The organism is Hufsiella arboris (genome assembly GCF_009834875.1).
Classification (GTDB): Bacteria; Bacteroidota; Bacteroidia; order Sphingobacteriales; family Sphingobacteriaceae; genus Hufsiella_A; species Hufsiella_A arboris.
Genome location: NZ_WVHT01000002.1, coordinates 420,600 through 435,049, shown reverse-complemented (window position 1 = coordinate 435,049; position 14,450 = coordinate 420,600). Strand labels below are relative to the sequence as shown.

The following is a 14,450-nucleotide window of genomic DNA, read 5'->3' as shown; positions in this document are numbered from 1 at the left end:
AATTAAGAAAACGAATTAATGGCTAAAAACAAAGCTAACCACGTTCAGCTGGTATTAACACAGCTAATCAGCGATGTATTTGAAAAAACCGGCAACAAGCCGCTTAACTATAAACAGGTTTCAGCTAAACTCAATTTATCAGATAACGAGTCGCGTGACACTATTCGCGATATTCTGATTGAAGAAACCAGGAAAGGCCTGTTCCAGGAAACGGAAAAAGGCAGATTCAACCTGAAAGAACTCAAGAACTTTATTACGGGCAAGGTAGATATGACCGCCGACGGCTCAGCTTTTATCGTACCCGATGATGAGTTTGAGAATGATATATATGTAGCTCCACGTAAATTGCGAACTGCTCTCCATAGCGATATCGTAAAAGTATACGTTTACGCAAAAAGTAAAGGACGGCGTAAAGAGGGTGAAGTGGTAGAAATTATAAAGCGGGCCAAAACCGACTTTACAGGAATCGTAAAACTTTCCGAACGCTTCGCATTCTTCGTACCCGACGACCGCAAGATGCTGCATGATATTTTTATTCCGCTTGAGGACCTTAACGGCGCTAAAAACGGCGAAAAAGCCGTCGCAAGTATTGTCCAATGGCCCGAAGATGCTAAAAATCCGATCGGGAAGATTAAGCACGTATTGGGGGCCCAGGGCGAGAACAATACCGAAATGAATGCTATTCTCGCCGATTTCGGATTCCCGCTAGAGTTTCCGGCAGATGTAGAAAATGAAGCCAATGCAATTTCGGAAGAAATAAGCCAGGATGAAATTGCCAGAAGAAAAGATTTCAGAAACATTCTCACATTCACCATCGACCCTGTTGATGCTAAAGACTTTGACGATGCGATCTCTTTCCGCAGGCTCGATAACGGCAATGTCGAAGTTGGTGTTCACATCGCTGACGTTTCACATTACGTAAAGCCCAATACACACCTTGATAAGGAGGCGTTCGAACGGGGCACATCCGTCTACCTTGTAGACAGAGTGATTCCAATGCTTCCCGAAAGGCTTTCCAATGGTGTCTGTTCCTTAAGGCCTGATGAAGATAAATTATGTTTCGCTGCTGTATTTGAGTTAGATAAAGAGGCAAATGTGATCGATCAATGGTTTGGAAAAACAATTATCCATTCTGACAAACGCTTCGCCTATGAAGACGCACAAAAGCTAATAGAAGATAAGACAGGAGAATACAGTGAAGAGATTCTGGCGTTAAACGAACTTGCCTACAAACTCCGCGACCGGAAATTTAAACATGGTGCAATCAGCTTTGAATCAACAGAGGTAAAATTCAACCTCGATAAAAACGGAAAGCCAATTGGAGTTTATGTGAAGGAACGGAAGGACGCGCATAAGCTTATCGAAGATTTTATGCTTCTTGCAAACAAGAAAGTCGCTGAGTTCATTGCTAAAAAAGGAAAAGGGAAACAGAAGCTTACGTTTGTTTATCGCTCCCATGATGCACCGAACGAAACTAACTTGCTCGGATTTGCTCAATTCGCTATGAAATTTGGCTATAAGATTAACACAAAATCCGACCGTGAAGTTGCCCGTTCACTAAACCACCTGATGGAAGATGTGGAAGGAAAAAAAGAGCAAAATGTACTGACACAGCTTGCCATCCGGTCGATGGCGAAGGCCATTTATACTACAAAGAAATCGAGCCATTATGGCTTGGCCTTTGATTATTACACACACTTTACATCGCCGATCCGCCGTTATCCTGATGTGCTGGCGCATCGCTTACTCGAGCATTATCTTGATGGAGGGAAATCTGTAAATGAAGAAGAATACGAGAAAATGTGTGTCTATGCGTCACAAATGGAAAAGAAAGCTGCGGATGCGGAACGGGCTTCCATCAAATACAAACAAGCTGAATACCTGGAAAATAATGTTGGTGCCGAATACCAGGGAATAATTTCTGGGGTAACCGAATGGGGAATGTATGTTGAGATAATTGAAAATAAATGCGAAGGAATGGTACGTTTGCGTGATATTACCGACGACTTTTATGTCCTGGACGAAAAAAACTACTGTATCATCGGCCAGCGCAAAAAGAAAAAGTATCAGCTCGGCGATGAAGTGAAAATACGTGTTAAGAAAGTGGATTTAAGTAAGCGCCAAATTGATTTTACATTGGTCACAGACCGCTAAGAAACCAGAACATGCAATCTTTACATACTTTACAAAACCTGATAAATGAGGCTATAGAGGAAAAGCGTTTTAACGAAAAGCCGGCCGAACTTTACGATCCTATTAACTATATCATGTCACTGGGCGGCAAAAGAATGCGGCCCGTGTTTTTGCTAATGGCTTGCGATCTTTTCGGTGGTAGCGTGTTAAGCGCCCTTGACGCCGCGGTCGGGATTGAAATGTTTCACAACTTTACTTTAATGCATGATGACATTATGGATAAAGCACCGATACGCAGAGGCAAGGAAACGGTACATGTAAAATGGAATGAAAATGTAGCTATTTTATCAGGAGATATCATGTTTGTGGAAGCTTACAAACTGATGATCAAAGTAGAGGATAATATTTTACGTGATGTTCTAAAGGTTTTCGGAGATACTGCAGCTTCTGTTTGTCAAGGTCAGCAAATTGATATGAATTATGAACAAACAGATGAAGTAAGTGTAGATGAATATTTGGAAATGATTCGTTTAAAAACCGCTGTATTGCTAGCTGGCGCATTGGAAATTGGTTCACTCATCGGCAATGCAGGTCATGAAAATGCTCAAACGATGTATCAATTCGGCGAGAATCTGGGTATAGCGTTTCAACTTCAGGATGATATCCTGGATGTATACGGCGACCCGGAAAAGTTCGGCAAACAGGTCGGCGGCGATATACTGTCCAACAAGAAAACATTTCTATTGATTAAAGCCCTCGAAGACGCCGGAGAGCTGGATAACGAAGAGTTATCCTATTGGATTAATGCCGAGAATCCCGAACCGCAAACTAAAATACAGTCAGTTACTTCGATTTATAACCGCCTGGGAATTCGTCAACTTGCTGAACAGGAAATGAACAGGCACGCGGAAAAGGCCCTTCAATACCTTGAAGCATTGCCTGTCGACGCCGATAAAAAACAAATATTGCGAAGATTTGCAGAAGATCTGCTGGTGAGAGAAAATTAAAATGCAGGATTATGTCGTCATACAGCATCCTGATCATTTTGAGCGGGCTGGTAGTCTTATCTTATTTATTCGATCTCTTTGCGTCCAAAACCCGGGTGCCATCTGTTTTGCTATTGCTGTTTCTTGGAATCGGTCTTAGGTATCTTACTGATTACTTTAACATTAGACTATTCGACTTTAACAAAATATTACCCACATTAGGGTCACTTGGATTAATTCTTATTGTATTCGAAGGAGCGCTTGAGCTAAAATATTCAAACGAAAAAAATAAGTTTATAATTAACACTCTTCTCATTGCCTTCCTTATCCTTATAACGACGACGATCGTTATCGCACTACTGCTTTCCTATCAAACCGGAAATGCGTTTATGAGATGCTTTGTTAACGCTATCCCACTAAGCATCATTAGCTCGGCAATTGCAATCCCATCAGTGAGCGGCTTGAGCAAGCGAAAAAAGGAGTTCGTTATTTACGAATCGTCTTTTTCAGATATTCTGGGTATTGTGTTTTTTAATTTCGCGATAGAGAATCAAACGATCTCGATTACCTCGTTTGTTAATCTTGCAAAAGACACCATCCTCGTTATTGTGTTTTCGGCTGCGGCATGCCTTGTGTTGCTTTACCTGATGGGTAAAATAAGGCATCACATAAAATTCTTTCTGATCATTTCGATATTGATCATGCTTTATGCGCTGGGCCAGCAGTACCAGTTATCGTCCCTTATTCTCATCCTGGCTTTTGGCCTCTTTTTGAACAACGCCAACCAGATACATCTTCCCTGGTTTCAACGGTATTTTATTTATCATCATTTGTCACGCGATTTAAACCAGCTTTTACAGTTGTCGGCCGAAAGCGCTTTTCTACTCCGAACCTTCTTTTTCGTGATTTTTGGATTTACTATGAGGATAAACGAGCTGCAGAATCTCGAAATCGTCGAATACGGGCTGATTATTCTTTGCCTGATCTATCTGATCCGAATCTTCTTTATGAAGATGATCAATAAAACGGATATTCTACCGGAGACATTTATTAGCCCGAGAGGCTTGATCAGCATCCTGTTATTTTTTCATCTGCCCACAACGCTGCGATTGACTGAAGTTGGAACCGGCCTTTTGTTTATGCTGATAATCGGGACAAGTATCGTTATGACGACCGCTATTTTCTTATCCTCAAAAAAGGAAGTTTAAAAAAGTATCGCAAGCCTTCCGGTCTGCGATACTCGATATTAGCTACTTTACCTTTACATAAGGAACGATCGTTTTAATCGAGCCGTCCGCATTATGCGTAAGTTCTGTTACTTTAATGTTTCTCAAATGCGTTTTTCCAGACAATTGCGTATCATGGTAGAAGATATACCACTTATTTTTAAACTCAACAATTGAATGGTGCGTTGTCCATCCCTGAACCGGCTCCATCAGCACTCCTTTATAGGTAAACGGCCCATAGGGCGAGTCGCCTACGGCATAGGCCAGAAAATGAGTATCGCCTGTTGAATAAGTGAAGTAGTATTTACCCTTGTATTTGTGCATCCAGGAGCCTTCAAAGAAACGCCGGTTATTGTCGCCTGCTAAAAGTTCTTTTCCGTTTTCATCTAAAATCTTGATTTCTTTCACGGGTTCTGCAAACTCAAGCATATTTTTCGATAAACGTACCACTCTGCAGCCAATTGCAGGCTCGGTTGCTGCCGGTTCTTTACTATTCGCGTTATAATTGCCGGTTTGCCAGCGCTGAAGCTGCCCGCCCCAAATACCGCCAAAATACATGTATGAGCTACCGTCGGTATCGGTAAACACAGCCGGGTCGATGCTGTAACTGCCTTTTATAGGTTCAGGCTGTGCTTTGAACGGTCCTACCGGTGACTTCGATGTTGCTACTCCCATACGAAACACGTCTTGTTTGTCTTTTACGGGAAAATAAAGAAAATATGTTCCGTTCTTGTATGCGGCATCGGGTGCCCAAAGCTGTCGACCAGCCCATGGAATATCTTTAATATCCAGCGCAATGCCATTGTCGACAGCTTTACCAGGAATACTAGTCATAGAAAAGATATGATAGTCCTTCATGGCAAAATGCCCGCCTACATCATCCTCCGGAATTTTCGCATCGATATCATGCGACGGATAAATATATATCTTGCCATTAAACACATGGGCCGAAGGGTCGGCAGTGTAAATATCCGTAACCAGGGGTTGCGATATTGGCTTTAAACTATCCGGGATAGTCTGCGAAAAAGTTGTCCCTGAAACAGTCAAAAACAACGCGGTAATAAATAACTCTGATTTCATTTACTTAGGTTTTGCAATCGGTTGCAAAATGTAAGAATTATTCTTGAAATAGTCGCTATAAAAAACATATATAATTGTAAATCAGATTATAATTTTGTTTATCAAAACAACTTATTAACACCTCCACTTACCTGTTAAAATTAATGCCGGCAAACAGCTGTTTGAATCAGGTTTTCATAAAAATTACTGATGTTCATCCCTGCAGCTTTGACTTGCTGTGGAATAAAACTTGTTTCAGTTTGTCCCGGAATCGTGTTGATCTCAATAAAATAAAATTTGTCGGTGGCTTTCTCCAGGAAGTAGTCAATCCGCACCATTCCCTGGCAGTTAAGCTTTACATAAACATCTGTCACAACTTGTTCTACACGACTTCGCTCCTCTTCATTCATGCGGCCTGGAGTAATTTCTTCCGTCATACCCGGCGTATATTTTGCTTCAAAATCGAAAAACTCTTTTGGACTGATCACCTCGGTAGCTGGCAAAACCTTCACTCCTTCTTCATCGCGGTAAACGCCTACCGAGAATTCTCTGCCATCGATAAATTCTTCAACCAGGATTTGACTGTCTTCATTAAAAGCTTTTTCAAGTGATTCTGCAAGTTCAGAAATCTCCTTAACCTTGCTCATACCGATACTGCTGCCGCCGTTGTTAGGTTTTACGAAATAAGGAAGTTGTAAATTCGATGTTATAAGATCCTCTGCATTCTTTTGTCCCGCGAACAGTTGAACCGAACGGGCAATATGAAGGTTACGCAAGCCGTCTACAACAGCCTTCGTATATCCCTTATTCATGGTAAGAGCCGACGTAAGGGCGTTGCAGCTCGTATAGGGTAAACCGATCATATCGAAGTAACCCTGCAACTTTCCGTCCTCGCCTGGCGCACCATGAAGAATGATAAATGCAACATCAAATTTTATGATTTCATTATCTACAGCAATGCTAAAATCATTTTTATCTACCGGCACTTTTTGCTGGCCGATTTCAACGTACCAATCTTCTATTGTGATAATCACTTTATAAACATCGTACCTGGCAGGATCGATTTTACTCATAACAAAATCAGCGCTTTTAAACGATACGACTGACTCGCCGGTGAAACCACCGGTTACAAGGGCAATTCTCTTTTTCATCGAGCCAAAGATAGGAAAGCACCGTACGAAAATTTTAATTTCAATACTAAATAGTACTTTTGGAACCATTGTAATTAAACTTGATGAGCAACTTTTTTTTATATCTAAAAACCAGCGAATTCCGAAAAAACTTTCTATTCGCCCTTATTTCAGTTGTTGCATTTATTCTGGTCGTTTTCTTCAGTCTTCGCTTTTACACCCGTCATGGCGAAGGCACGCCGGTACCAAAATTAAAGGGCCTCAGTGTTGAAAATGCAATAGAAACTTTGGAAGCGCAGGGATTCAGATATCAGATAGATTCGGTGTACCAGATTGATAAACAGCCGGGATTGGTTGTAGAGCAGGATCCCGATCCGAATACAAATGTTAAGAAAAACAGAACCATCTATCTTACCATTATTACCCGCCAGGCGCCAAACGTCGGCTTCCCGGATATTTTGAAAATGACTTTTCTTGAGGCGCAGGCTATCTTAAGCAATTACGGCCTGAAAGTTGGCGACACGAGCTATATATCTGATATCGCACGGGATCGTATCCTCGACGTTAAATTTGGCGGGGAAAGCATTGCCAAAGGCCAGCAGATACCAAAAGGTTCAAAAGTCGATTTGGTATTAGGCGACGGTATGGGAGCCAGTGAGGTGGATCTTCCAGACCTGACCGGCTTTGGTATCGATGAAGCGAAATTCTCTCTTCGCGGCGCTTCCTTAAATCTCGGAAACATCACTTACGAAGGAGCCATAACCGATTCGGCAAACGTAAAAATCGTCAAACAAACGCCTGCATTGAGCGACAGCCTTACAAAAGTCTCAATTGGAACGCGTATTGATATTGTCGTCTCTAATCAGCAATAATGGATATTTTACCTGCCGAACTGAAACAGGCATTGACAGCAGGAAAGCCTGTGACTCTAATTGATGTGCGTGAAGAACTGGAATTCAATACGTTTAACATTGGCGGCATCAACGTTCCTCTGGGTCGGTTACCTTCCTTCCTGGAAGATGGCGACTTCGATACAGACGCAGAAATCGTTGTGATATGTCAGCGCGGCTTGCGTAGCGAGACTGCAAGACGTCAATTTGTGGCGGCGGGATACTTAAACGTAAAAAACCTTAAAGGCGGTTTATTGTCTTATAACAGATAAAAACAAAATATAATCATGACTGAAAAAAAGTCGGGACTTACAAAAAAGATAATCATCTCTCTGGCAGTTATCATCGTTATTGCGCTTGGAATAACTGTGTTTAATTACTACCTGAGGTATTTTGGGCCAAATGTAACTGGCGAGAAAAAATACTTATATATCAAAACCGGGGCAACGTTTGATGACGTTTTTAAAACCGTCAAAGACAGCAACATCGTTAAAGATACCACCTACTTTTTATGGACGGCTCATAACATGGATTATACCACACGCGTTAAGCCCGGCCGGTACACCTTAAAAAAAGGTATGAGTAACCGCGGCCTGATCAATATGCTAAAGGCCGGAAACCAGGAACCTGTAAAACTCAAATTCCACAACATACGCCTCAAAAAAGATTTTGCTAAATATATATCAACACAACTTGAAACGGACTCAACTTCGCTTCTTGATCTGCTGAATTCATCAGACTTTGTTGGAAAATATGGATTTACTACCGACAATGTTTATGCGATGTTCATACCGAATTCCTACGAGGTTTACTGGAACACACCTGCCGATAAGTTCTTCAAACGAATGTACGACGAATACCAGAAATTCTGGACAGCTGAGCGCAAGCAAAAAGCGCAGGCAATCGGGTTAACCGAACAACAGGTAAGCTCATTGGCGGCAATTGTCGACGCGGAAGCGCTTCATGATGATGAAATGCCGATGATCGCCGGGCTGTATATGAACCGTTATAAAAAAGGAATGAAACTGGAAGCAGATCCGACCGTCATTTTTGCCACGGGAGATTTCAATATACATCGCGTTCTTAATAAACATCTGCGTACAGAGTCGCCTTACAATACCTATCTGCATACCGGCCTCCCTCCCGGACCGATTATGATGCCAAGTATAAAAGCAATCGATGCAGTGCTTAATTACAAGAAACACGACTTTATTTACATGGTTGCGAAGGAAGATTTTTCCGGCTATCATAACTTCTCATCGAACATGGCGCAGCATCTTGCCTATGCCCACAAATTCCAGGCGGCCCTTGACGAAAGGAACATCAAGAAATAATGTTTGTTGTTGAGACAAGCCTCCGCGTCCGTTACGGAGAAACCGACCAGATGGGTTATATGTACTATGGCAATTACGCATCGTTTTACGAAGTTGGCCGTGTAGAAATGCTCCGTTCTATTGGAATGACTTACTGCGGAATGGAAGAAAGCGGCGTCATGATGCCTGTGCTGGAACTTAAATGCAAGTATATTAAGCCTGCCTATTATGATGAGAATATCAGAATTAAGGTTATTTTAGAGAAGATTCCGACAGCTCGAATCGTGTTCAAATATGAACTTTATAATGAGAAGGATGAGCTGATTAATATCGGAGAAACAACTTTGGTATTTATCGACATGGAACGAAACAGGCCATGTGCGCCGCCGAAAGATTTTATGGAAAAATTAAAACCACATTTCACCTAAAAACAAACCTGATAAAAGCAAGTTAAGACTAGATGAACTGGCTACATAAACAGCTTTGTAATGTAAAACCCTACCGCCAATTCATTGAGTGGACCAAAGTCGTTGTTTTTCCTGGCTTTAGTCCGCTCCCCATTTACACCGTAGCCGTTTTCTTTTTCAGAGAAATTGGAAAAGATTCTTTGGTTAACAAGGCATCGTCGCTTGCTTACAGTTTTATGCTGGCGATATTTCCTGCGATCATCTTTTTATTTACGCTCATCCCGTACGTACCGATAGCGCATTTCCAGGATCAACTGATGGAGATCATTCATTCTGTACTTCCAAACAACGCCTACCTGGCTGTTGAGTCTACGATAAAAGATATTGTGAAGATCCAGAACAGCAGTTTACTGTCGTTAGGATTTATCACCGCTTTGTTTTTTGCAACAAATGGGGTACACAATCTGATGCAAGCTTTTAACAAATCGTCGCTGATACTGGAAACCAGGGGTTGGTTAAAACGTCGTGCAGTAGCGCTTGCCTTAACGCTTTTAATGGTGATGGCGCTTATCATCAGCATTACTATTTTAACTATCAGCGAATACATATTCAGTTACCTGCAAAAGGAACTAACTTTTAAAGAATCGTTTTGGATCACTTTAATTGGCCTGGGGCGTTGGATTATACTGATCGGCATGTACCTTATAACTATCTCACTGCTTTACAGGTACGGCCCCGCCAACGCAAAAAAATGGAAGCTCTTTAGTGCCGGCTCGTGGTTAGCAACATTGTTAGCAATGCTTACGTCATGGGGCTTCGCCTTTTACATTAATAACTTTAGCAACTACAACAAACTTTACGGCTCGATCGGAACGCTGATCGTTATCATGATCTGGTTATATCTTAACTCGCTGATCATTTTAATAGGATTTGAGCTCAACGCAAGCCTGGATCTGTCGAAAAAAAGCATTCGAATCATTAAACCAATGTTCAATTCGTTCAAGGAACCCGTTGAAGAAACTCTAAAAAAGTAGGTTTCAGATAGCTTGAACAAATTTTTCTTCCTCAATTTGAAGCACTTAAGTTATAACACCAATAAAATAATCATTCCTATTTGCAGATTAAGTTCGTATTTGTACTTTTGCCCCCGGAGAAATGGCAGAGTGGTCGAATGCGGCAGTCTTGAAAACTGTTGACTGTAACAGGTCCGGGGGTTCGAATCCCTCTTTCTCCGCTGATAACTATATCAAAACATATAAAAAGCCTGTTAATGTATCATTAACGGGCTTTTTTGTTTTTGGGCCACACCAAAATATTCATCTAAAACCATGTTTCTGGTGAGTATTCTGGTGAGTTATTATCCAAAAGCACACAACTCACCAGAAATGGTTTAAACTACTGATTTACAACCAGTTCGATAGATAAACATCTTTTTTTAGCCACGCTGTTAAGTTAATTTTAAAACGCTTAAACAGATCGTTATGGAGAGTTATTTTAAAATCCTCTTTTATTTAAAGAAACCAAAAGGTTATTCAAGCGGCCGTTTACCAGTTTACGCACGAATTACCGTTGACCTTCAACGTATTGAAATGACTTCAGGCTGTCATGCCCTGCCCGGTCAATGGAACAAGACATTTGAGCGGCTCAAGGGCAAAGACGATGAAAGTCGAAATACCAACCAGGCTCTCGATAACCTTGAACAGAAGCTTAACAACATTTATCGGTTTTACCGCGAAATGGAACCTGATCTTGTTATAACTCCCAAATTGATTAAAGACAGGTTCCATGGTAAAAAAATAACCTGCAGAAAAATTCTCGAAGTTTTTCACGATCACAATGAAAAGGTAAAGGCCCTGGTCGGCAAAGAATATGCACCCGGCACGTATGAACGGTATCAGACATCTTTAAAACACACTGCTGATTTCCTCAAATGGAAATACAATCTCTCCGATATAGATATTCGTAAAATCGATCACGATTTTATTCGCGAATATGATTTTTATCTGCGGAGCGTTCGCAATTGTGCCAACAATTCGGCGGTAAAGTATCTGAAAAATTTCGGCAAGATTATCCGGCTTTGCCTGGCGAATGGTTGGATCAGTATAAATCCATTGAGTAATTATAAGATAAAAACCAAGACCGTAGAACGGGAATTTCTGACTAAAGAAGAAATTGCTTTAATGGCCACCAAGCGCTTTAATATACCGAGATTAGGACAAGTACGTGACATTTTCTTGTTTAGCTGTTATACAGGGCTGGCCTATGCAGATGTAAAAAAGCTAAAACGTTCAGAGCTTGTAAAAGGAATCGACGGAGAGATGTGGATACACACATACAGGCAAAAGACCTCTACACCCTCAAAAATCCCATTGCTCCCTTTTGCTTTAGAACTGATAAAAAATTATCAGGACTATCCGCAATGCCAGGTCAGCAATTCCCTCTTACCCGTTTTAAGCAATCAAAAGATGAATGCATATCTCAAGGAAATAGCTGATCTCTGCAATATCAAAAAAGATCTGACCTTTCATATTGCCCGGCACACCTTTGCAACAACCATTACACTTTTGAATGGGGTGCCTATCGAAACAGTGTCCAAAATGCTGGGACACACTAATCTTAAAACAACCCAGCACTATGCGAAAATCTTAGATATCAAGGTTGGTGAGGACATGGCCGCCCTTAAAAAAAGGTTAATGTGATTTGCAAATGAATACGAAACTCGCCATGATAGCATTCAAAAACTGCAATATGATTAGAATTGGCCATTGTCTGCATTTGTTATAATAAACAAATTTGTATGACGGTAAGATATAACCAGTTTTAGCGATGGCTGATAGAATTAATTGGTCTGCTTTTCCAAATCTGCGGGACTTCGACCGGTTTAATGTCGTTGAAACTACCGGCACACCAGGTGAAATAACAATTACCATGAACACCGCCTCAGCTGTAACCTTGTGGAAAAGCATCAAATTTATTAATATTCACACCGGCCGGATCCTTACCGAACAACAAACACAGGATGCCAACCATGGTCCTGTAAGGATCAGAATTTCGTCCGCCGACTACCCGGCGCATAAGTTCACCATCGCCAAAGCGAAGATATTCGGTATACATACCGACATGTACGACATTTTTGAACTGGTTGAAAAAGACGGGCGATCGATCACGTTGACCTGGCTTACCGACGGGCCGGACAATGTATTCAGCGCCATCGGGAGTTTTTTCAGTGACTTGGTTAACGGTGTTATCGCTGCCGTGACAACCGTCGTAAGAGCGGTCGTTACCGTTATTGATGCCGTTGTCGGATTTATCCTCAATGCCCTCGCCTGGGTTGCCGGATTCATTTTTTCTTTACCGGTCATCGGCAGAATCATTGAAGGCATCGTCAACATTATCGGCTGGTTGGTTTCCACTATCATTAACGCTGTCCTGGACATTATTTTCGGACTTCTCAGCATTATCGGTATCCGGCCTCCGGAAAAGTTACTGCGTATTGTCATTATCGTCCAGCAAGATGGGTTTGGTGTACCTGTAGCAACTGCCGCCGAGGTACAGGCCCAACTGGACGTCATGATCGAATTATATAAAGTAAGGGCCAATATCAAAGTCATCCCGTTCCGGCCGTTTCAGTTCACTACACCGTTTTCATCCCATGCTGCAACCGCCGTTGAAGACTTTACTGTATTTGAAAACCGGCCAAGTACCCCGCAGACGCTTGATGTCAATTGCGGCGCGGCCGCCTTTGGAGACGACCTTTTAACTACCGGGTCAAGCTTCGAGCTAAAAATCAATAATTTGTTTTGGGGGAACGCACGACGGCTGGTCGGGCACGGAGCGCCCATCTATGTTTTCGCCGTCAGAAGTTTTATTGGAGGAACATCGGCAGGCTGTTCCCTGGCCTTATGGTCCAATTATGTGACCGTACAGTTTAACAGCGGACAACCAGTAACCGGTATGGCCCACGAATGCGGACATGCCTGTAATTTATGGGCTCATACAACATCACCTCCAGCCTTCCCCAGCAACTTAATGCGGACCGGTACTCCCGCCACGTTGCCTGCGACCCTGGAAGACGGCCAGGTTATACTAATGAGAGCAGCCCACCATTGCACTTTCTTTTAATAACAGACAGAACCTACTCTAATGCCGGCCATCCGGGCAGACAGTTCCATAGCCGCGATGATCGTCAGCGAACGCACGACACCGATCCCCTTAAACCTGCATAGCTCATCGCTTGTCAATCCGGCCAATCGTTTCAAGTCCCCCTGGACACTGCTCATCATTTGCTGTGCTAAGTCAACCACCGTCCTGCCCGGTGTACCCGAACCGATAAGAATAGCCAGAAGTTCCGCATCGCTCAAATTTTCAGGTCCGTGTTGAACCAGTTTTTCGCGCGGCCGTTCTGACACCGGCCAGCTCTTAATTCCTGACGGTTGGCCTTCCTCAGAACATGATCGCTTTAAATCCTGTACCCGCACCTCTTTGCCGCTATACGCAGCAGTACGAAACAGGGATGCAAAAGCCTGGATCAGGAATTCAAAATCCTCCTCGAATACAACTACCGTCCGTTTATCAAAGCGATTACCCCCAAGCTCATCATTCCGGGAGATTCGTATGTAATCACGCTGGTTCACCGCCCTGTTAAAATCTAAATAATAATGTCTCCTGCCGGAAGAAAATGACTCGCTCGCTAAATGTACTGGTTTCATAATACCCTGTTTTCAGCAAATCTGCAAACACATACTGCAACTATCCGGTTAACATTCGCGTATACCGGATATACGCGATCCGGATCGGATATTCAGTTAATTATCAAGTTGATACAATTATACAAAGATCACCCTGAAAAGAACTGCCGCAACTGCGGAAAGGAACTGCACGGCCGTTCCGACCAGGTTTTCTGTAACGATACCTGCCGGAACACCTACAACCGCGGAAAACGCAGGGAAAGCCAGGGATCCCTGGATCCCTATATTGCCAAAGTCATCCGCGTCATCCAGCGCAACCACCAGATCATGATCCGGTATATGCCCGGCGGCGAACCAAGAGTAATCAGCCGTTATGAACTTATTGACGCCGGCTTTCATTTCAAATACTTCACCAGCATTTCCATTACCCGAAAACAGGAAATTTATCATTACTGCTTTGACCGTGGCTGGAAAGAGCTCGAAAACGGAAAGATATTACTCGTATTTAGTTTTGAACAACTGGAAATCTGATTTTAATCCAGGAATCGCTATATACAAAAGGCGAACCTCATCGATTCGCCATTGTTAGAGAGCATTTAGATACGCTAATATAAGTTA

General features: G+C 42.4%; 14 protein-coding genes and 1 tRNA gene. 12 read left to right on the top strand and 3 right to left on the bottom strand.

All coding sequences use genetic code 11. The features are described from left to right. Window positions 1-18: 18 nt before the first annotated feature. The 3 genes from rnr to GS399_RS05635 are packed head-to-tail and all read left to right on the top strand — an operon-like array spanning window position 19 to window position 4,327. A complete protein-coding gene (rnr, locus tag GS399_RS05645; RefSeq protein WP_160843624.1) occupies window positions 19-2,154 on the top strand; it encodes a ribonuclease R in 2,136 nt (711 codons plus the stop codon). Window positions 2,155-2,165: 11 nt separating this feature from the next. Then, window positions 2,166-3,140: a polyprenyl synthetase family protein gene (locus tag GS399_RS05640; protein WP_160843623.1), complete on the top strand. Its 975-nt coding sequence runs from the start codon at window positions 2,166-2,168 to the stop codon at window positions 3,138-3,140. 11 nt (window positions 3,141-3,151) lie between these two features. Continuing rightward, window positions 3,152-4,327: a cation:proton antiporter gene (locus GS399_RS05635; RefSeq protein ID WP_160843622.1), complete on the top strand. Its 1,176-nt coding sequence runs from the start codon at window positions 3,152-3,154 to the stop codon at window positions 4,325-4,327. Window positions 4,328-4,369: 42 nt separating this feature from the next. Here the strand turns inward: GS399_RS05635 and GS399_RS05630 are convergent, their stop codons facing one another. Together GS399_RS05630 and GS399_RS05625 are read right to left on the bottom strand one after the other, a co-directional pair. Continuing rightward, a complete protein-coding gene (locus GS399_RS05630) occupies window positions 4,370-5,425 on the bottom strand; it encodes a glycoside hydrolase family 43 protein (RefSeq protein WP_160843621.1) in 1,056 nt (351 codons plus the stop codon). A gap of 140 nt (window positions 5,426-5,565) precedes the next feature. Further along, a complete protein-coding gene (locus GS399_RS05625) occupies window positions 5,566-6,555 on the bottom strand; it encodes a D-alanine--D-alanine ligase (protein ID WP_160843620.1) in 990 nt (329 codons plus the stop codon). 83 nt (window positions 6,556-6,638) lie between these two features. On the opposite strand from GS399_RS05625, the gene GS399_RS05620 reads away from it, so the two are divergent. From GS399_RS05620 to GS399_RS05585, 8 genes are all read left to right on the top strand, one after another. Further along, entirely contained in the window at window positions 6,639-7,406 is a 768-nt protein-coding gene (locus tag GS399_RS05620) for a PASTA domain-containing protein (protein ID WP_160843619.1), read from the top strand. After that, window positions 7,406-7,696 (top strand): rhodanese-like domain-containing protein, encoded by a 291-nt coding sequence (locus GS399_RS05615; RefSeq protein WP_160843618.1) that lies wholly within the window; start codon window positions 7,406-7,408, stop codon window positions 7,694-7,696. The genes GS399_RS05620 and GS399_RS05615 overlap by 1 nt, the downstream gene beginning before the upstream one ends. Before the next feature lie 15 nt (window positions 7,697-7,711). After that, entirely contained in the window at window positions 7,712-8,758 is a 1,047-nt protein-coding gene (gene mltG, locus GS399_RS05610) for an endolytic transglycosylase MltG (RefSeq protein WP_160843617.1), read from the top strand. Further along, window positions 8,758-9,165 carry an acyl-CoA thioesterase gene (locus GS399_RS05605; protein ID WP_160843616.1) on the top strand — a complete coding sequence of 136 codons (408 nt, stop codon included), beginning with the start codon at window positions 8,758-8,760 and terminating at the stop codon, window positions 9,163-9,165. Before mltG ends, GS399_RS05605 begins: the two co-directional genes overlap by 1 nt. Window positions 9,166-9,197: 32 nt before the next feature. Beyond that, window positions 9,198-10,178 (top strand): YihY/virulence factor BrkB family protein, encoded by a 981-nt coding sequence (locus GS399_RS05600; RefSeq protein ID WP_160843615.1) that lies wholly within the window; start codon window positions 9,198-9,200, stop codon window positions 10,176-10,178. A 115-nt stretch (window positions 10,179-10,293) separates the two neighbouring features. Then, window positions 10,294-10,378 (top strand) — tRNA-Ser (locus GS399_RS05595). A gap of 247 nt (window positions 10,379-10,625) precedes the next feature. Further along, complete coding sequence (locus GS399_RS05590) at window positions 10,626-11,843, top strand: site-specific integrase (RefSeq protein WP_160843614.1); 1,218 nt, start codon at window positions 10,626-10,628, stop codon at window positions 11,841-11,843. 127 nt (window positions 11,844-11,970) lie between these two features. Beyond that, the gene (locus tag GS399_RS05585; protein WP_160843613.1) at window positions 11,971-13,266 is read left to right on the top strand and encodes a hypothetical protein; all 1,296 of its coding nucleotides are present in this window, start codon (window positions 11,971-11,973) and stop codon (window positions 13,264-13,266) included. Here the strand turns inward: GS399_RS05585 and GS399_RS05580 are convergent. Then, window positions 13,263-13,853: a UPF0758 domain-containing protein gene (locus GS399_RS05580; protein WP_160843612.1), complete on the bottom strand. Its 591-nt coding sequence runs from the start codon at window positions 13,851-13,853 to the stop codon at window positions 13,263-13,265. The two genes, GS399_RS05585 and GS399_RS05580, sit on opposite strands and share 4 nt — an antisense overlap. Here GS399_RS05580 and GS399_RS05575 point away from each other — a divergent pair. Then, complete coding sequence (locus tag GS399_RS05575; RefSeq protein WP_160843611.1) at window positions 13,839-14,363, top strand: hypothetical protein; 525 nt, start codon at window positions 13,839-13,841, stop codon at window positions 14,361-14,363. The two genes, GS399_RS05580 and GS399_RS05575, sit on opposite strands and share 15 nt — an antisense overlap. The last annotated feature ends 87 nt before the right edge of the window (window positions 14,364-14,450 follow it).